The 19,461-nt window shown below is 74.0% G+C and carries 12 protein-coding genes; 7 read left to right on the top strand and 5 right to left on the bottom strand.

From position 1 onward, the window contains the following. Positions 1-38 precede the first annotated feature (38 nt). On the top strand, positions 39-2,666 hold the full coding sequence (gene glgB, locus BBH68_RS20980; protein ID WP_425428829.1) for a 1,4-alpha-glucan branching enzyme: 2,628 nt from the start codon (positions 39-41) through the stop codon (positions 2,664-2,666). A gap of 140 nt (positions 2,667-2,806) precedes the next feature. Then, a complete protein-coding gene (locus BBH68_RS20975) occupies positions 2,807-4,291 on the top strand; it encodes a glycoside hydrolase family 16 protein (protein ID WP_065964822.1) in 1,485 nt (494 codons plus the stop codon). Positions 4,292-4,342: 51 nt separating this feature from the next. Here BBH68_RS20975 and BBH68_RS20970 read toward each other — a convergent pair whose 3' ends face one another. Next, entirely contained in the window at positions 4,343-5,530 is a 1,188-nt protein-coding gene (locus BBH68_RS20970) for a YbfB/YjiJ family MFS transporter (RefSeq protein ID WP_065964818.1), read from the bottom strand. Further along, positions 5,527-6,372, bottom strand: coding sequence for an alpha/beta hydrolase family protein (locus BBH68_RS20965; protein WP_245738176.1), 846 nt, complete (start codon positions 6,370-6,372; stop codon positions 5,527-5,529). Before BBH68_RS20965 ends, BBH68_RS20970 begins: the two co-directional genes overlap by 4 nt. Before the next feature lie 93 nt (positions 6,373-6,465). On the opposite strand from BBH68_RS20965, the gene BBH68_RS20960 reads away from it, so the two are divergent. Continuing rightward, the gene (locus tag BBH68_RS20960; protein ID WP_065964815.1) at positions 6,466-7,059 is read left to right on the top strand and encodes a TetR/AcrR family transcriptional regulator; all 594 of its coding nucleotides are present in this window, start codon (positions 6,466-6,468) and stop codon (positions 7,057-7,059) included. Positions 7,060-7,093: 34 nt separating this feature from the next. Here the strand turns inward: BBH68_RS20960 and BBH68_RS20955 are convergent, their stop codons facing one another. Further along, positions 7,094-10,111, bottom strand: coding sequence for an AfsR/SARP family transcriptional regulator (locus BBH68_RS20955; RefSeq protein WP_065964813.1), 3,018 nt, complete (start codon positions 10,109-10,111; stop codon positions 7,094-7,096). Between the two features lie 444 nt (positions 10,112-10,555). Here BBH68_RS20955 and BBH68_RS20950 point away from each other — a divergent pair, with 444 nt between their 5' ends. Then, positions 10,556-10,723 carry a hypothetical protein gene (locus BBH68_RS20950; protein WP_245738175.1) on the top strand — a complete coding sequence of 56 codons (168 nt, stop codon included), beginning with the start codon at positions 10,556-10,558 and terminating at the stop codon, positions 10,721-10,723. Positions 10,724-10,862: 139 nt separating this feature from the next. Here the strand turns inward: BBH68_RS20950 and BBH68_RS20945 are convergent, their stop codons facing one another. Next, positions 10,863-14,789 carry a WD40 repeat domain-containing protein gene (locus BBH68_RS20945; protein WP_065964809.1) on the bottom strand — a complete coding sequence of 1,309 codons (3,927 nt, stop codon included), beginning with the start codon at positions 14,787-14,789 and terminating at the stop codon, positions 10,863-10,865. Between the two features lie 136 nt (positions 14,790-14,925). On the opposite strand from BBH68_RS20945, the gene BBH68_RS42050 reads away from it, so the two are divergent. Next, positions 14,926-15,069, top strand: coding sequence for a hypothetical protein (locus tag BBH68_RS42050; protein ID WP_158080298.1), 144 nt, complete (start codon positions 14,926-14,928; stop codon positions 15,067-15,069). 82 nt (positions 15,070-15,151) lie between these two features. On the opposite strand, the gene BBH68_RS20940 is transcribed toward BBH68_RS42050, so the two are convergent. Further along, positions 15,152-16,591: a cation:dicarboxylate symporter family transporter gene (locus BBH68_RS20940; RefSeq protein ID WP_076970745.1), complete on the bottom strand. Its 1,440-nt coding sequence runs from the start codon at positions 16,589-16,591 to the stop codon at positions 15,152-15,154. 162 nt (positions 16,592-16,753) lie between these two features. On the opposite strand from BBH68_RS20940, the gene BBH68_RS20935 reads away from it, so the two are divergent. Beyond that, on the top strand, positions 16,754-18,421 hold the full coding sequence (locus BBH68_RS20935; protein WP_065964807.1) for a sensor histidine kinase: 1,668 nt from the start codon (positions 16,754-16,756) through the stop codon (positions 18,419-18,421). Further along, positions 18,418-19,149, top strand: a complete 732-nt coding sequence (locus tag BBH68_RS20930; protein ID WP_065964806.1) for a response regulator — start codon at positions 18,418-18,420, stop codon at positions 19,147-19,149. Before BBH68_RS20935 ends, BBH68_RS20930 begins: the two co-directional genes overlap by 4 nt. Positions 19,150-19,461 lie beyond the last annotated feature (312 nt).

Genomic DNA, 19,461 nt, shown 5'->3' with positions numbered 1-19,461 from the left:
CCGTGCCGATCCCCAGCCCCTCCTGGGAGGACATCCCCGTGACCGCACGCCCGCCCGCCAACCCCTCCCCGTCCGACGAGGCCCCGGACCCCGGCCGCACCCCCACCGGCCCCGCCTCCACCGCCTCCGCCTCCGCCTCCACCGGACCAGCCGACGCCGGCCCCGCCTCCGCCAACGCCGGCGACGCCTCCGTACCGGCCACCTTCCGCCCGACCGCCGGCCGGCCGCCCGCACACCGCGCCGCCGCGCACGGCCCGGGCGACGGCCCCATGTCCCGCTCCTCCTACACCGCCCCACCCACCCCCCGGGCCCCGGCGACACCCCCCGCCACACCCCCGGCACCCACCGGACAGCCGCCCACCGAGGCCGCGCCACCGGCCACCGGCGGCGATGCGGGCGGTGGCGAGGCGAGCAGCGGCGATGCGGACGGCGGCGGGGGCGTGCGTGCCGCGGCGCCGCTCGGGGACACCGACCGGCAGCGGCTGCTCTCCGGCTCGCACCACGACCCGCACTCCCTGCTCGGCGCCCACCCCGTGCGCGACGGGATCCTGTTCCGCGCGCTGCGCCCGTACGCCCGGTCCGTGGCCGTCGCCGCCGGCGGGCTGCGCGCGCGGCTGCGGCCCGAGGGGGACGGCCTGTTCTCCGGGGTGATCCCGCTCCGGGAGATCCCCGACTACCGGCTGCTGGTCACCTACGAGGACAACGAAAAGGACGGCGAGAAGGGCGCGTCCGCCGCGGAGGAGGAGCAGCACGACGCGTACCGCTTCCTCCCCGCCCTCGGCGAGCTGGACCTGTACCTCATCGGCGAGGGCCGCCACGAGGAGCTGTGGCGCGCGCTGGGCGCGCGGCCGATGACCCACCAGGGCGTCGCCGGGACGCGGTTCACGGTGTGGGCGCCGGACGCGCGGGGCGTGCGGGTGGCGGGGGACTTCAACTACTGGGACGGCACGGCCTTCCCGATGCGCTCGCTGGGCGGCAGCGGCGTATGGGAGCTGTTCCTGCCCGGGGTGGGCGAGGGCGCGGTGTACAAGTTCGACATCACCCGCCCGGACGGGAGCCACACCCTGCGCGCCGACCCGATGGCGCGCCGCACGGAGTGTCCGCCCGCCACCGCCTCGGTCGTGCACACCTCCCACCACCGCTGGGGCGACGACGCGTGGATGGCCGCGCGGGCGGGCCACCGCGTCCACGAGTCGCCGTTCTCGGTGTACGAGGTGCATCTGCCCTCGTGGCGGCCGGGACTGAACTACCGGCAGCTCGCCGAGCAGCTCCCCGCGTACGTCAAGGACCTCGGCTTCACGCATGTCGAGCTGATGCCGGTGGCCGAGCACCCCTTCGGCGGCTCGTGGGGCTACCAGGTGACCGGCTTCTACGCGCCCACCGCCCGCCTCGGCACCCCCGACGACTTCAAGTACCTGGTCGACGCCCTGCACCAGGCGGGCATCGGGGTGCTGGTCGACTGGGTGCCCGCGCACTTCCCCCGGGACGACTGGGCGCTGGCCGAGTTCGACGGCAGGCCGCTGTACGAGCCCGCCGACCCGGCCCGGGCGGCGCACCCGGACTGGGGCACGCTGGAGTTCGACTACGGCCGCACGGAGGTGCGCAACTTCCTGGTGGGCAACGCGGTGTACTGGTGCGAGGAGTTCCATGTGGACGGCCTGCGCGTGGACGCCGTGGCCTCCATGCTCTACCTGGACTACTCCCGCGAGCCGGGCCAGTGGACGCCCAACGCGCACGGCGGCCGGGAGAACCTGGACGCCGTCGCGTTCCTCCAGGAGATGAACGCGACGGTCTACCGCCGCTGCCCCGGGGTGGTGACGATCGCCGAGGAGTCCACCGCCTGGGACGGCGTCACCCGCGCCACCCACCATGTGGGTCCCAGCGGCTTCGGCGGCCTCGGCTTCGGCCTGAAGTGGAACATGGGGTGGATGCACGACTCGCTCGGCTACGTCGCGCACGAGCCGGTGCACCGCAGGTACCACCACCACGAGATGACCTTCTCGATGGTGTACGCCTACAGCGAGAACTACGTGCTGCCCATCTCCCACGACGAGGTGGTGCACGGCAAGCGGTCGCTGGTGTCCAAGATGCCGGGCGACTGGTGGCAGCAGCGCGCCAACCACCGCGCGTACCTTGGCTTCATGTGGGCCCACCCGGGCAAGCAACTGCTCTTCATGGGGCAGGAGTTCGCGCAGGGCGCCGAGTGGTCGGAGAGCCACGGCCCCGACTGGTGGCTGCTCGACCCCTCGTACTCCGCCGAGCCCGACCACCGCGGCGTACGCGATCTGGTGCGCGACCTGAACCGGACGTATCTGGCCACGCCCGCGCTGTGGCAGCGGGACACCGCCCCGGAGGGGTTCGCCTGGGTCGAGGGCGACGGGGCCGAGGACAACGTCTTCGCCTTCCTGCGCTTCGACGCGGACGGCTCTCCCCTGCTGGCCCTCAGCAACTTCTCGCCCGTGGTGCGCCAGGAGTACCGCGTCGGCGTGCCCGACGGGATCCCCCTGTGGCGTGAGGTGCTGAACACCGACGACGGCCGCTACGGCGGCGGCGGCGTCCGCAACCCGGAACCGCTCAAGGCCGAGCCCACCGCCTGGCACGGACGGCCTGCGAGCATCCTGCCGGTGCTGCCGCCGCTGGCCACCATCTGGCTGCGGCCCGCCTGACAGCGCCGCGACAGGCCCTTTCCCGCTTTCGGGAAACGAACGCGCGCGGACCATTGACGGCCTCCCCGCGTGCACCTACATAAACGTGAGAGCGCTCTCATGCCCGCGACACCCCCCACAGCCTGCTGGAGGTCGTCCCCGTGAACACGAGACGTACGAGCACCAGACCCAGGGCACCCCTCGCCCTACCCCTCACCACACCCCTCACCGCCGCGCTGGCCGCCGCCGTGCTCGCGCTGGCCGCCCTCGCCACGCTGTTCGGCACCACGCCCGCGCGGGGCGCGGTGCCGCCCGCCGCCGGGTGGACCCTGCAGTGGAGCGATGACTTCAACGGTTCCGCGAACACCCTGCCCTCCTCCGCCAACTGGCAGATAGACACCGGCCACTCGTACCCCGGCGGCCCCGGCAACTGGGGCACCGGCGAGATCCAGAGCTACACCGACTCCACCAGAAACCTCGGCCTCGACGGCAACGGCAACCTGCGCATCACCCCCCTCCGGGACGGCTCCGGCAACTGGACCTCCGCCCGCATCGAGACCCGGCGCGCCGACTTCAAGGCCCCGGCGGGCGGCGTGCTGCGTGTCGAGGGCCGGATCCAGATGCCGAACGTCACCGGGAGCGCCGCGCTCGGCTACTGGCCCGCCTTCTGGGCGCTCGGCAGCCCGTACCGGGGCAACTACCACAACTGGCCGGGCATCGGCGAGTTCGACTTCATGGAGAACGTCAACGGCATCAACTCCGTCTGGGCCACCCTCCACTGCGGCGTCAACCCCGGCGGCCCCTGCAAGGAGACCACCGGCCTCGGCGCCAGCCGCACCTGCCCCGGCGCGAGCTGCCAGTCCGCCTTCCACACCTACCGCTTCGAGTGGGACCGCTCCACCACGCCCAACCAGCTCCGCTGGTACGTGGACGACCAGCAGTTCCACAGCGTCAGCCAGAACAGCGTGGACGCCGACACCTGGTCGCGGATGACCGACCACGCCGGCTACTTCCTGCTCCTCAACGTCGCCATCGGCGGCGCCTTCCCCGACGCCATCCAGGGCTCCGCCACCCCCACCGCGGCCACCGAACCCGGCCACCCCATGCTCGTCGACTACGTCGCCGTCTGGGCCCGCGGCGGCGGCCCCACCGACCCGCCCACCGACCCGCCCGCCGGCTCCGCCACCCGCTACCTCGGCAGCGGCGGAACCCTCGGCGCCGCCTCCACCTCCGCCTCCACCGCGACCCTGACCTCGGCGGGCGGCACCAACCACGACGGCGCCCCGTACCAGCCGCAGACCTTCCTCGCCTCCGGGCTGAACGCCACCTACAACGGCGGCGCCACCCAGTTCGACCTGTTCGTCGACGCGGGCACCACCGTGGCCAACGGCCAGCAGGTCCGTATCTCCTACGACCTGACCGGCGACGGCAGCTGGGACCGCACCGAGACCTACCAGTACTTCGCCACCGACCCCGTCGCGGGCTACGAGCACTACACCCAGACCCGCGGGCTCAAGTCCGCCACCGGATCGCTCGGGAACCTGAGCAACGGGAAGGTACGGGTGGAGGTCTGGAACGCCATCGGCAACGGCAGCAGCACCCTGGGAACGGGCAACCAGTCCTTCGTGCGCATCCCGTTCGGCTGAGCCCACATGCGGCCTCGCCGGGACGGTATCCACCCGTCCCGGCGTTGCCGCTCACCCCCGCGGGCAGCGGGCCCCGGGGCGCGCCCGGTCCGTCCGGTCCGGCCGCCGCGGCCGGTCCGTGGCCGCGACGAGTGCTCCGAGTGCGCACAGCGCCGCCGTCCAGGCCGCCGGCGCGCCGGGCCCCACGCGGTCCGCGGCCGCGCCCGCCGCCCACGGGCCGGCGGTCTGGCCGGCCGCGAACAGCACCGTGAAGGCCCCGAGCGCGCGGGGCCAGCCGGCCGGCGGGACGACGGAACGCACCAGGGCGGTCACGGACGCGGGCACCGCCATGAACGCGGCCCCGTACGCCGCCGCCGACACGAAGACCACGGGAAGCCCTCCCCAGCCCGTCAGCGCGAGGCAGCTCGCCCCCGCGATCACCGCCAGCAGCGACCCGAGCATCCGGCTCGACGGCCACGTCGCGGCGGCCCGGCGCCACAGCCACGGCGCCGCCACGACCGCGATGCCCAGCACCGCCCAGACGGCCGCGACGTCACCGGCGCCCGCACCGCGGTCGGCGAGCGTCGCGGAGAGGAAGGTGATGTAGGCGATGTACCCGGTGGCGAAGAGCAGGTAGGCCGCGGCCGGCCGCCAGAGGTCGAGGAGCCCGGCCCGGCCCGCCTCCGCCGGGCGGTCCGGCGCCGGGTCGGTCGTCCGCGCCGCGCCCCAGCTCACCGCCGTGCCCAGCGCCGAGGCCGCGGCCAGTGCGACCCATGCGAGGGGCCACCGGTCGGGCGAGCCGGCCAGCAGCGGCGGCACAAGCACCCCGCTGGCCGCGATGCCGACGCCCGTCCCCGCGAAGTAGACGGCGATCGGCAGTGCCGTCGCCGCGCGCTCCGCCGCCCGCGCGGCGATCACCCCGCCGGTGATGAACACCAGCGCACCACCGAACCCGGAGGCGGCCCGGGCCGCCATCACCACGCCGTAGCCGCCGCTCGCGGCCGTCGCGGCCAGGGACGTCGCGCACAGGACCATCCCGAGCCGGAACATCCGCGTACTCCCCCACCGACGCGCCGCGCCCGCGGTGGCCACGGCACCCAGGAGGTACCCGAAACCGTTCGCGGTCGTCAGCGACCCGGCCTCGGCCAGGCTCCAGCCCAGGTCGTCACGCATCGCCGGGAGCACGAGGCCGTAGCCGAAGCGGGCGAACCCCAGCGCCACCGCCGTGCCCAGGGCCAGGCGCAGCGACGCGGCGATCACCGTGCGGTCGGCATGTGCCGGTCCAGGAACCCGAGGACCGTGCGCGCCAGCGCGACCCGGTGGTCGGACCACGCGTGGTCGGTCGGAAGCACACCGTCCTCCAGGGCGGCTACGGGGTGCTCCCGGTACGCGGCGACCAGCGGCTCGTGGTGTGTTCCCGGGGGAGCCACTTCGTCCCGCGCGCCCGCCAGCAGCAGGACCGGCCGATCGGCCAGCGGCCCGGCCAGCCGGGCCAGTTCCCAGTCGTCCCCGGCCGCTTCCATCTCGGCGACCAGTGCCTCGCCACTGGTCCCGGCCAGCGGCAGCAGCGACGCCTCGAACCCCGCCACATAGGCCGCGCGTGCCGCCGGGTCGGCCGCGGCGGCACGCGTCGCGGCGCCGAAGTCGAACCCGGCTATCGACCCGATGGCCGCTATCTCCTTGTCCCCGGCCGCGGTCCACAGTGCCGCGAACCCGCCGAGGCTGTGCCCGATGACGGCCAGGCGGCCGGGGTCCAGCCGGTGTCGCGCGGCGAAGTCCGCTTCCCGCACCGCGGCGACGACCCGCGCCGAGTCCTCCAGCACGTGGCCCCACGACCAGGTGCCGCCGACGCCCCAGGACCCCCGGTAGTGGAACACCAAGGCCGCGTACCCGGCCCGGCTCAGCGCCTGTGCCAGGTCGAAGTTCCGCTCATTGCCCGGGATGCCGTGCAGCAGCACGACGATCGGATGCGGCCCCGGACCGCCCGGCGTGTGGAGGACGCCCAGCAGATCGTGCCCCGAACTGTCGATGGCGACCGGCGTGTTGACGGCGTACGGCACCAGCCCCGGAGGCGGGTCGTTCGCGATCGGATCCCATGTCACCTGGAGCCCCTCCATCCATGATGGAACCGAGCGGTTCGATCTCACGGCAGCAGAAGGTAGCACGACATCGAACCGGCCGGTACCATCATCGCCATGCCCGTTCCCAAAGGCGCGACCCTCGACCCGGCCCGCACCCGCGAGGCGATCCTCGAATCCGCGACCGCGCTCCTGTACGAACGCGGCCTCGACGGCATCGGCGTCGCCGAACTCTGCGCCGCCGTCGGCGCGTCCAAAGAGACCCTGTACCGCCACTTCGGCTCCAAGGACGGCCTCATCGAGGCCGTCCTCGAAAACCGATCACGGCGTGTCCTGGCCTGGATCGCCGACGCGGCGGCGTCGGCCGGCGCCGCCCCAAAGGCCAGGCTCACCGCCGTCTTCCGGGCCCTGGCCACCTGGTACGCCGCCCCCGGCTTCCGTGGCTGCGCGATCGTCAACGCCGCGGCGCAGCGCCACACCTCCCCCGCGACCCCCATCGCCGCCCGCCACCTGGCCGGCTACCTGGACCTGTTCACCGACATCGCCCGTGCGACCGGGGTACCCGAACCGGAGGCACTCGGGCGCCAGTTCCTCGTCCTGCTCCAGGGCGCCACCGTGGTCGCCGACCACCTCGCCGCGCCCGAGGCCGCCGACACCGCGCTGTCCGCCGCCCTGACCCTTCTGGAGGCCGCGCGCGAGCCACGTCCCTGACGCCGACAGGGACGGCCGGCGGGGTGCGAGACGCTCAGCCGTCGAGTTCGGCGAGCCGGCCGAGTTCCTCGCGGACCCGGCCGGCATCGGGGTGGCCGAGGACGTCGAACATGGTCAGGGCCTGCTGCCAGGAGTCGCGGGCGCCGGGGATGTCACCGGCGGCGAGCTGGGCGCTGCCCAGACGGTAGAGGGACTCGGCCCCGCGGACCCGCTCGCCACGCCCTTGGCGCAGCTCCACCGCGTTCCGGTAGCAGGTGATGGCCTGCTGGTGGTCGCCGAGGCGGTGGTGGGCGTAGCCGAGGCTGTCCCAGGCGGCGGAGGCGCCGCGTCCGTCGTCGGCCTCCTGCAGCATGCGCAGGGCCTTCTCGCAGTGGATCAGGGTCTGCTGGTACTCGCCGAGCATGGCATAGGCCCAGCCGACGTTGTTGAGGGCGTACGCCTCCCCGCCGCGGTGGCCGACCTCCCGGTACAGCTCGAGGGTGCGCTGCGCGTGGTAGAGGCCCTCCTTGTGGCGGCCCTGCCGTTCGCCGGCCAGGTTGAGCGCGACGTGGATGAGGGCCTGGCCGGCCGGGTTGCCGGTCTTGCCGTGCAGGTCCAGGGCGCGCAGCAGGCGCTCGCGAGCCCGGTCGTAGCGGGCCATGCGGAGGTCGGCGAGGCCGAGGCCGTGGAGGGCGTGGGCCTGGCCGGCCAGGTCGTTCGTACGCCGGGCCGCCTCCAGCGCGACGGTGTGCACGACGTCCTGGTCGTGCCAGTGGCCGAGCTGGTCGAGGAACTCGGCGAGCGTCCAGGCCAACTGCCAGGCGTGGGTCTCGAATCCGCTCTCCGCCGCCTGCTGTTGCACCGCGACCAGCACGGGATGCTCGACGGTGAACCAGGTCAGCGCCTCCCCGTACTCGGCGAGCGGCTCGGGGCTGACGCCGGGCCGCGCGGCGGGGAGGGTGATGGGCGTGCGGTGCGGGGTGAACACGCGGCCGGCGGCGAGGGCGGTGTGCAGGTAGTGGTCGAGCGTCCGGTGGAGCGCGGCGCGCCGGTCGGCCTCGGAGTCGTACGCCTGCGTCAGCTCGATGGCGTAGGCGCGCAGCAGGTCGTGCAGCGCGTACTGGCCCGGGCTGCGCTCGGTGAGCAGATGGGCCCGGGTGAGCTGGAGCAGCAGCCGGCGGGCCTGTGGCACGGGCAGCCCCACCAGGCTGGCCGCGGCGGCGGCCGCGATGTCCGGGCCGGGGTGAACGCCCAGCAGCCGGAACAGCCGGGCGGCGTCGGCGCCGAGGGTGTGGTACGACCAGGAGAACACCGCGCGGACGTCGGTGGTGGCGTCCCCGCCGTCGAACGCGTCCAGGCTGCCGCGGGCGTCGTGCAGTTCGCGGGCGAGGGCCTCGAGGGTGAAGCCGGGGTGGGTGGCCGCGCGGGCCGCGACGATGGCCAGCGCGAGGGGCAGCCCCGCGCACACCGTGATGACGTCCTCCACCGCCCCCGGCTCGGCCGCCACCCGCTCGGAGCCCAGCCGCCGGGCGAGCAGTTCACGCGCCTCGGCGCGGTCGAGCAGGTCCAGCGGCAGGGGCTGGGCCTGCTCGGCGACGACCAGGCTGGTCAGCTCGTTACGGCTGGTCAGCAGCACCAGACAGCCGGGCGCCCCGGGCAGCAGGGGACGGACCTGGTCGGCGTCGCGGGCGTTGTCGAGGAGGATCAGCACCCGCCGGTCGGCCAACAGGCTGCGGTACAGGGCGGTCTGCGCCTCGACGGTCGCCGGTATCCGGTGCGCGGGCACCTGGAAGGCGTCCAGAAAGCCGCGCACCGCCTCCGAGGGGGTCATCGCCGAGCCGGTCGGGCCGAAGCCGCGGAGGTTCACATACAGCTGGCCGTCGGGGAAGCGGTCGCGGACCCGGTGGGCCCAGTGCACGGCGAGCGTCGTCTTGCCCAGCCCGCCGCTCCCCGCGATCACCGAGATCACCGCCGCGGTGGGCGCCCGCCCGGCCTCGGCCCCGGGCTCCGGCTCGGGTCGCAGCAGCGCGTCCAGGCCGGCCAGCTCCCGCTCGCGCCCGGTGAAGTGGGCGACGTCGGCGGGGAGTTGCTGCGGCACCGCGAGCCCGCCGGCCGGCGGGGACTCCGAAGGCAAGGGCGATGAGGGAGGGGGCGGGGACGCCGACGCGGAGGGGTGTGGGGAGGGGGCGTCGGAAGGGGGGCCCGCGGAGGTGTGGGCCGGGGCCGGGGCGTGGGAGGGGGACGGGGCGTGGGAGGGGGCTTGGGCGTGGGCCGGGGACGGGGCGTGGGAGGGGGTCGGGGCCGGGGACGAGGACGGCGTCGGGGACGGCTCGGGAGAGGTCTCCTCCTCCAGCACCTGCTGGTGCAGCCGCTGGAGGTCGTCCCCCGGCTCGATGCCCAGCTCCTCGACGTAGCGCCGCCGCGTGGCGCGGAAGAGCGCCAGCGCGTCCGCCCGCCGGCCGGACCGGCTGAGCGCCTCCATCAGCAGGCCCACGGACCGCTCGGCGAAGGGGTGCTCCGCCACCAGGGGCGACAGCGCGGCGGCGGCCTGCTGATGCCGCCCCGAGCGCAGATCGATCGCGGCGCACTCCTCCACCACGGCGCGCCGCTCCTCCTCCAGCCCCGCCCCGACGGTCCCGGGCAGCCAGCCGCCCGCGACATCCGCGAGCGCCGGGCCGCGCCAGAGCTGGAGCGCCGCGTGCAGCAGCTCGCCCGCCGGCCCGTCGCCGGCCTTCCGCGCCTCGCGCACCAGCTCCCGGAACCGGTGCAGGTCCACCCGCTCGGGATCGACGGTGAGGCAGTAGCCCTGCGCGGAGGTGGACAGTTCGGTGTCGGGCAGGGCGGCCAGGATCCTGCGCAGCTTGGATATCTGGACCTGTACGGCGTTGCGCGCCGACCCCGGCGGGTCCTCGCCCCAGACGGCCATCACCAGCCGGTCCACGGACACCACCCGGCCGGGCTCCAGCAACAGCATCGCCAGGACGGATCGCTGCTGGGCGGCGGTCGGGCCGAGCCCCTGCTCGCCCTGCCAAATCCCGACCGGGCCCAACAGACGAAACTCGGTCCCGTGCACGCGTTTCCCCCGTCGGTACCTGAGATTCCTGCGGCCATCTCGCAGCCTACCCACAGTCACAGGTCAGCGCCGCATCAGCGGGAGATCAGCAATCCATTGCACGCTACGGGCAACGAGGGCGCCGCGGCGCACCCACGCTCACGTCCGGCTCATACCCGCCGGATGGGGAGCCCGCGGCAACGGGGAGCCCTCCGCACGAAGACGAACGGGGGCGGCATGGGGGGCTTGACTCGCATATCGACCACCAGACCGGCGAGACCACGCCGGTTGAGCGGCCGGTACCACCGAGCCCTGGCCGCGGGACTCCTCGCGGTCGGATTCCTCGGAGCGGCCGGTCACAGGGCCGAGGCGGCTAGACGCGCACCGACAGGTGGCGCGACGGCGAAAGGGCAGCTCATGACGGCACCGGGACAGGCTCGCACACTTCCTCGGATAGGCGATCTCGTGTACGACATCGAGCGCGAGGCCATCGGCCGCGTCGCCTATATCGACACCGGCGGGAACATCGCCTGGGTCAAGCCCCAGAACGACGGGCCGGAATGGACCGCGCTGCCCGAGCAGCTCCGGGTCGCCGTGGACGGCGAACACCGGTTTTCCGATAACGCTCGGTAATCACTCAGCAAGCGCTTAAGCCGCGCTTATCTCTCGCTGATACGAGCGTCCCTGTTCGCCCGCGCCTTCCACGGGGGGAGGCGCGGGGCTGTCGGCTGTCTCCGATCCGCGGTATCGGCACACCTCGCGGTACGGGACTTCAGCACACCGCGCGGTACGGGACCTCCGGGATGTACGTCTTCCATTCGGCCCGGGAGAGCCCGCCCCCGGCCCGCGCGCAGACGGCGGCGGTGGCCCGGTCGGGGTCGACGGCGTACCTCTGGAGGGGGACGTGTTCGCCCGCGACCAGCAGGGTCCGGCCGTCCTTGCTGAAGGAGAGGGCCCGGACCGCGTCCCCCGCGGTGATCAGTGCGGATCCCAGCGGGCGGCTGGACGCGGTGTCCCACAGCCGCACCGTCCCCTTGTCCCCCGCCACGGCCAGGATCGTGCCGTCGGGCGAGTAGGCCAGGGCCTCCACGGGCTCGGCCGTCTCGCGCCCCTCGCCGGTGAGCGTCCCCGAGACGACGCCCAGGCGGCGCAGCGCGTCCCCGTCCCACAGCGTCACCTGTCCCGAGTCCGTGCCCAGGGCCAGTTGTTCACCGTCGGGGCTGTAGGCCAGCGCGTAGACCGAGTCCTGCGAGGGGGTCGACCGGACCGGGTGTCCTGAGGGGAGGGTGAATCGCCCGCCGGACGCCGTGGTGACCAATCGCCCGTCGGGACGCACGGCGAGGGCGGCGGAGTCGGTGAAGGACACCGCGAGGTCGCCGGAACCGCCGACCAGGACGTCCGCCAGCCCGGGCGCCTGCCGCGTCACCCTGGTACGGCTGCGCACCCGCCACAGGTCGAGGATCTCCGAGAACCGCCGATAGGCGATCACGGTCCCGCCGTCCGGTGTCAACGCGATCGACTCCACACCCGGGTCGCTCGTTTCCTTCGGGGTGAGGGGGAGATCGGCCGTCTTGCGGCCGTGGCGCACATCCCACATCGTGACCCGCTCCGCCCGGTGCCCGCCGGTGCGGTCGTCCCGCTCGCTGAACCCATAGGCGAAGGTGCGCCCGTCCGCGCTGAACGCCATGAGCGGTTGGCAGGACCAGCCCTTGTGCCCCGGTCGCGCGGTGGCCCGGCAGTCGGCCGGGGGCAGGGCGGCGGCCGGGGTTCCGTCGCCGGTGTGCCGCAGCTCGATCCGTTTCCGCCGCCCCGAGGTCCGTACCTCCGCGATCAGGCTCGCGTCGGGGCTGAACAGGGCCTCCCCGTCCCGCTTCGGCCCCCATCCGGCGGCTGTGGCGCCTCCGAGGTGGAGGGTGCGCACCGTGTCGCCCCCCATGCCCTCGCCCTCCTGGTAGCGGATCACCCCGTGGTCCGCGTCCAGCCAGAGACCGGCGATCTGCCGCCCCGCCAAGGGGTGGCGGTAGACCGGCCTGGCGGGGCTGTCGATCCGCCACATCAGGACCTCCTGGTCATCCGTGGCCGCCAGCAGCCGCCCGTCACGGCTGGGGGCGAGGTACCAGAGCCCGGCGTGGGAGATGCCCGGCAGCTCCCTTCCGGAGTCCAGCGCCCAGTCGCGGACCCCCTTCACGGTGCTGACCAGCAGCTTCCCGCCGTCCGGAGTGAGTACGAGTTCCACGCCGTCGCTGTCCTCACCCGAAGGGCAGGCCAGGCGCGAGGCGGCGGCCGGGAGCGTACGTATCCGGCGGTGCGCGGGGACGTCCCACACCTCCAGCTCGTCCTGGTCCGAACACAGCGCCAGCCTCCGGTCGTCCGCGCTGAGCGCCGGCTGCCGCATGGTCTCGCCGGCGCGCTGGAACAGGACATGGCGGTGCCGGATGTCCCACAGCCGGAGCCGGTGTCCGTCCTCGACGAGGAGGGTGTGTCCACTCGGTCCGAAGGAGACCTCACCGTTCCCGGAGGGGAAACGAGGGCCGATGGGCCGGCCGGAGGCGCGGTCCCGCAGTTGCAACCCGCTCTCCCCGTCCGTCACCACCTGCCGCCCGTCCGGGGAGACGGCCGTCACGGTCTCCGACTCGTCGCTCGTCCTGAACGAGCCGATCCGGCGGTGGGTGAGCACATCCCAGGCCACCGTCCGGCCCTTCTGCCCGTCGGAGGTGACGAGCGTACGGCCGTCGGCGCTCAGCGACGCCACGTCATTCGCCCCGACCCCGGTGGCGGTGAAGGTGTCCCGCTCGCGCTGCGCCACCGCCCCCAGCAGCGCGGATCTCGCCTCCGCCGTGTGGCTGATCTTCCACGCGGCGACGCTCAGCCGCAGCGCCGTCACCGGGTCCGCGTACCGCATGTTGTCCGCGACGGACGCGATCCGGCGGGAGGTGGCCTCCGCGCGCCGCTGCTCACCCGCCCTGTTCTGCTGCCACGCCACCACCCCGGCCACCAGCGCCAGCACCAGCAGCAACGCCATCGAGCCCGCGAACGCCCGCAGCCGCCGGCGCTCGCGCGTGCCCGCCGCCCGGCTGGCCATCAGGAAGTCCCGTTCGGCCGCGGTGAGTTCGTCCGACCGGCCCGGCTCGCCGAACGCCTCCCACGCCTCCGCCAGCCGCGCGCCCCGGTAGAGCGCGCCGGGGTCCCGCCCCAGCTCCTCCCAGGCCCGGGCGGCCTCGGTCAGCTTGCGGTGCGTCCGCAGCCGCTGGCGGTCCTCGTCGATCCAGCCGCGCAGCCGGGGCCAGGCCGTGATCAGCGCCTCGTGGGCGAGGTCGACCGTGCCCTCGTCGAGGGTGACCAGCCGGGCCCGCACGAGGCGTTCCAGCACCAGGGCGGTGTCGCCGGCCGCGCCGGGACGGGGTGCGGTGTCGGCACCGGTGTCGGGAGTGCTGCCGGTGTCGGGGCCGGGGTCGGTGTCGGGGCCCCGGGCGGAATCGTGGGCGGTGCCGCCGGGGCCCGGCCCCCGTTCCGCCGGGTCCAGCCCCAACTCCTCCCGGTCCACCGGGCGCCGCGTGTCCTGGGCCCCCTCGCCCGGGGTGATCAGCCGGAGCATGATCCGCCGGGCGGCCTCCAGCTGCCGCTCGCTCAGCTCCCCGTACACCCGTTCCGCGGTCAGGGCGATGGCCCCCCGGACGCCGCCCGCCTCCTCGTACGCCTCCTCGGTCAGCGTCCGGCCCCGGCGGCGGCGCCAGGTCTCCAGGAGGGCGTGGGACATCAGGGGCAGACCGCCGGGTTCGTCGGCGACCTCCTCGACGATCCTGGCGGTCAGCGCCCGTTCGACGATCAGACCTTCCGCGGCGGCCGGCTTGACGATCGCCTCCCGCAGCTCCGCCCGCCCCATCGGCCCGACCAGCAAGGTGGCGCCACGCAGCGCCGCGGTCAGCTCCCGGTGTTCGGCGCAGCGGCCGAAGAAGTCGGCCCGTACGCCGAGGACCACGCGCAGCCGGCTGTTCTCGTCCCAGGCGGACAGCAGCCGCTCGATGAACCCGGCGCGCTCCGCCGGGTCCCGGCAGAGGGTGAAGACCTCCTCGAACTGGTCGACCACCAGCCAGGTGTCCCCGTCCCCGCCGCCCTTGTCGGAGCCGAGCGGGGCGAGTGCGGCGGCGTGGGTGCGCAGGGGGCGGTCGCCCGGGGTGAGGACGCGGATCACGGCCGGGCGCGGCACGGTCGGCGCGCCGTCGCGCAGGGCGGGGATCAGGCCGGCCCGCAGCAGCGAGGACTTGCCGCTGCCCGAGGGGCCGAAGACGGCGACGAACCTCCTCTCGGCCACCAACTCCAGCAGCTCGGCGAGGAGTTGGTCGCGGCCGAAGAAGCGGTCGTGGTCGCCCGGCTCGAAGCGGGCCAGGCCGCGGTACGGCGGGGTGGCGTCCTCGTCCTCGGCGGGGCGGCCGGCCACCTCCTCCGCGGCCTCGCGCCAGCGGGCCTCCCATTCGGCCCGGTCGCCACCGCACGCCTCCACATACGCGAGGGTGACCCGCAGCGAGGGGAGTTGTTCTCCCGCGGCGGCCTGGGACAGCGTGGTGACGGAGTACGGGGCTCTCTGGGCCATGGACCGATAGGTCGGCCCGCCCGCCTCGGTCCGCAACTTGCGCAGCTCGTAGGCGAAACGCTGGACCGGGCCCGCGCTCGGATCCAGCGGAGTCTCCCGACGGCCCATGCTCCACCCCCCGTCAGACGCTCTTCCCATTGTTCCGTACGGCGGCGGGGGCTGCCGAACAACCGCCGGGCCGCTGGAGTGGACCGTACGTCTTCCACGGGGGTGAGGACGTGGCGGAGGGAAGGGAGCCGGACGCATGTCTCTTTGGGGGCGGATCGCCACGGCGGTCCTGGGGGTCGCCCTGTTGGCCGCCCCGCTGCTCCCCGTCTTCCCGGGGGTGCACGCGGAGACGGCGACGGGGGTCGTCCACGTCCCCGCGAGGTCCGCGGGCGGGGGGTGAAACGAGCGCGGCCCTGCCCCGATTCAGGAGGGCAGGGCCGCGCCGGCCGTGCGTGCGGTGCGCGCCGCACGGGCGGAGCGGGTCAGAGGGCGGCGTGCTCCTTCGCCGTGTCCGGGCCGCCGCGCCGCTCCGGCACGGCCGAGCCCGCGCCGTCCGAGTCGTCCGAGTCGTCCGCGGCCTCCACGCCGTGCCCGTCGGGGGACAGCGTCGTCTCGTCGAACGGCAGCCGCCCGGCGAGCACCTCCCGCATGCGCTCCTTGTCGATCTCCTTGGTCCAGGTGCCGACCAGGACGGTCGCGACCGCGTTGCCCGCGAAGTTGGTGAGGGCGCGTGCCTCGCTCATGAAGCGGTCGATGCCGACGATCAGGCCGACGCCGTCCACCAGGTCCGGCCGGTGCGACTGGAGACCGCCGGCCAGCGTGGCCATGCCCGCGCCGGTCACGCCCGCCGCGCCCTTCGACGCGATGATCATGAACGCCAGCAGGGATATCTGCTCGCCGAGCGACAGCGGGTTGCCCATGGCCTCGGCGATGAACAGGGAGGACATGGTCAGGTAGATCGCGGTGCCGTCCAGGTTGAACGAGTAGCCGGTCGGCACGGTGATGCCCACGACGGGTTGGCTGACGCCCGCGTGCTCCATCTTGGCGATCAGGCGCGGCAGCGCGGACTCCGACGACGAGGTCGACACGATCAGCAGGAACTCGCGGGCCAGGTACTTCAGCAGCGAGAAGATGCTCACGCCCGAGACCAGCCGCAGGACCGTGCCGAGCACGAGGAACACGAACAGCGCACAGGTGATGTAGAAGCCGATCATGATGACGGCGAGCGACTTCAGCGCGTCCACGCCCGTCTCGCCGACCACCGCCGCCATCGCGCCGAAGGCACCCACCGGCGCCGCCCACATGATCATGGCCAGCACCCGGAACACCAGCCGCTGTATGTGGCCGATCCCGCGCAGCACCGGCTCGCCGCTCTTGCCCATGGCCTGCAGCGCGAAGCCGACCAGCAGCGCGACCAGCAGGGTCTGCAGCACCTCGGGCACGGTGAAGGCGGAGACGATCGTGGTCGGGATGATCCCGAGCAGGAAGTCCGTGGTGGACTCGTGGGCACCCTCCGCCTGGCCCTGCCCGGCCTGCGCCGCCTCGTGGGTCAGGTGCAGCCCGCTTCCCGGCTCGATGATGTTGCCGACGACCAGGCCGATGGCGAGCGCCACGGTCGACATCAGCAGGAAGTAGCCGAGCGCGAGGCCACCGACCTTGCCGACCTTCGCGGCCTTCCGCACCGAACCCACGCCGAGCACGATCGTGCAGAAGATGACCGGCGAGATCATCATCTTGATCAGATTCACGAAGCCGGTGCCGAGCGGCTTCAGCTCCACGGCCGTATCGGGGGCGGCGAAGCCCACCAGGATGCCGAGCCCGACCGCGGCGATCACCGCGATGTAGAGGAAGTGAATCCGGTCCTTCTTCGGCCGCCCGGCATCCGTACCCACGGAATCGGGCGGCGAGGTCTGCGCAGCCACGGTGCTGCCCCCTTCTGCTCTGCCGTCCAGCTGTCCCGGCTGATGCGACGTACGGCTCGCACTTCACCCTGGACGGTCCCGAGGACTATGCACCCCGCCTGTGACGGCGGTCACCCTTCCGTTCATTTCGTTCACGAAACGGCCATGTGCACACTGTGTGGCATGCGCGTCCCCCGCCCCCGGAGCCTGGCAGGCCAGCTGTTCGCGATGCAGGTCGTCCTGGTCGCCGCCGTGGTGGCCGGATGCGCGATCTTCTCGTACGTCTCCGGGCGGAGCCAGGCGGAGGAGTCCGCCCGCCGCCAGGCCACCGCCGCCGCCACCGCGGTCGCAGACTCCCCCGCCGTCGCCGAGGCCGTACGCTCCGACGACCCCACCGCCCGGCTCCAGCCGTACGCCGAGCGGGTGCGCCGCGACACCGGGGTCGCCTTCGTCACGATCATGAATCCGCGCGGGATCCGCTGGACCCACCCCGACCCGGACCGCATAGGGGAGAAGTTCCTCGGCAACACCGGGCCCGCGCTGCGCGGCCACATCTTCGACGAGACGTACACCGGCACCCTGGGCGCGTCCGTGCGCGTGGTGGCCCCGGTACGGGACGCGCGGGCCGGGGGCAGGATCACCGCGCTGGTCAGCGCGGGCATCACCGTGGACACCATCAGCGCGCAGGTGCGCCGCCAGATGCTGGCGCTGCTCGCCGTCGCGTTCGCCGCGCTGACGATCGGCGGCATCGGCACCTACGTCATCAACGCCCGGCTGCGCCGCCACACCCACGGCATGAACGCCACCGAGCTGAGCCGGATGCACGACTACCACCAGGCCGCGCTGCACGCCGTACGGGAAGGGCTGCTGATGCTCGACGGCCGGCGGCGGATCGCGCTGATCAACGACGCCGGACGGGAGCTGCTCGGCCTCTCCGGGGACTCGGTCGGCCGGTACGTGGCCGACCTCGGCCTGCCCCCGCCGCTGACCGGCGCCCTGCTCGCCGCCGAGCCGCGCGTGGACGAGCTGCACCTGACCGCCGAGCGGGTCGTGGTCGTCAACACCTCCCCGGTCAGCAGCGGAGAACAGCGCGGCACCGTCGTCACGCTGCGCGACCACACCGAGCTCCAGGCGCTGTCGGGCGAGCTGGACTCCGTACGCGGCTTCACCGAGGCCCTGCGCTCCCAGGCCCACGAGGCCGCCAACCGGCTGCACACCGTCGTCTCCCTGATCGAGCTGGGGCGCGCCGAGGAGGCGGTGGACTTCGCCACCGCCGAACTGGAGCTGGCGCAGGTGCTCACCGACCAGGTGGTGGGGGCCGTCGCCGAGCCGGTGCTGGCCGCCCTGCTGCTGGGCAAGGCCGCCCAGGCCAACGAGCGCGGCGTGGAACTCGTCCTGGCCCCCGACAGCCGTATCGACGACGGGCTGCTGCCACCCGGCCTCCCGGCCCGCGACCTGGTGACGATCCTCGGCAATCTCATCGACAACGCCACGGACGCCGCCGCCGAGGGCGCCGGCCGCGGCGCGGCCCGCAGCGCCCGGGTCACGGTCACCGCCCGCGCGGCGGGCGGCGAGCTGACGCTGTGCGTACGCGACACGGGCGCCGGTCTTGACCCGGCGGCGGTCGAGGACGCCTTCGGGCGGGGCTGGAGCACCAAGTCCCCGGGCCGCGGGCTGGGGCTCGCCCTGGTCCGGCAGGCGGTGTCCCGCAACGGCGGCACGATCGAGGTCTCCCGGGCGGCGGACGGCGGCGCGGAGTTCACGGTCCGCCTGCCCCTGACCGACCCGGCGGAGGGGGACGGAGCGGCACCCCTGGCCGACACCGCGCCCCGAGAGGAATCCGCCCGATGAGCCCGGCGCAGCCGAACCCGGCGCCGCCGAACCCGGCGCCGCCCGGTCCGATCCGGGTCCTCGTGGTCGAGGACGACCCCGTCGCCGCCGACGCACACCGGATGTACGTCGAGCGCGTCCCCGGCTTCACCGTCGTCGGCGCGGCGCGGACGCGCGGCGAGGCGCAGCGCCTGCTGGAGCGGACGCCCGCCGATCTCCTGCTCCTGGATCTGTATTTGCCCGACGGACACGGGCTGCAGCTCGTGCGGGGGCTGCGCGCGGCGGGCCACACCGCGGACGTCATCGCGGTGACCTCGGCCCGCGACCTCGCGGTGGTCCGGGAAGGCGTCTCGCTCGGGGTGGTGCAGTACGTCCTCAAACCGTTCACCTTCGCAACGCTGCGGGACCGGCTGCTGCGCTACGCGGAGTTCCGCGCGAGCGTGGGCGAGGCCAGCGGACAGGACGAGGTGGACCGCGCGCTGGCCGCGCTGCGCGCGCCGCAGCCGGCCGAGCTGCCCAAGGGGCTGACCCCGGCCACCCTTCAGGCCGTGACCGACACGCTGCGCGCCGCCGAGGAGGGCATCTCCGCCGCCTCGACGGCCGAGGCGGTGGGGATCTCGCGGATCACCGCGCGCCGCTATCTGGAGCACCTGGTCGAGGCGGGACGCGCGGCGCGGGCCCCGCAGTACGGGCAGGTCGGCCGCCCGGAGCTGGTCTACCGCTGGCTGACCGCGCACCACGCGGACTGAGCGACCACGGCGCGAGCCGACCCCCGGACTCCTGCCCGTAGAGCAATAGGAAACTTTCCTATCCGACATCTTGTCGGCCGACCGCACCACTCGCTAGCGTTCACGTCCGCAACCCCGCTCAATGGACAGCTGTTCGGTGCACGTATGCTCCCCTGTCGCCCTCGTTGCGCGTGTTGTCCCGGAGGACACCCCCCATGAAGAAGAAGTCCAAGCGCTCCCGCAGACTCGCGCTCGTCGCCACCTGTGGGCTGATAGCCACCGGTGGTACGGCCACCCTCGCCGCCACCGGCGCCCAGGCCGCCGCTCCTCGCG

The organism is Streptomyces sparsogenes (assembly GCF_001704635.1).
In the GTDB taxonomy this organism is placed as follows: domain Bacteria; phylum Actinomycetota; class Actinomycetes; order Streptomycetales; family Streptomycetaceae; genus Streptomyces; species Streptomyces sparsogenes.
The sequence above is the reverse complement of the archived record's forward strand: the minus strand, read 5'-3'. Positions and strand labels throughout refer to the sequence as shown.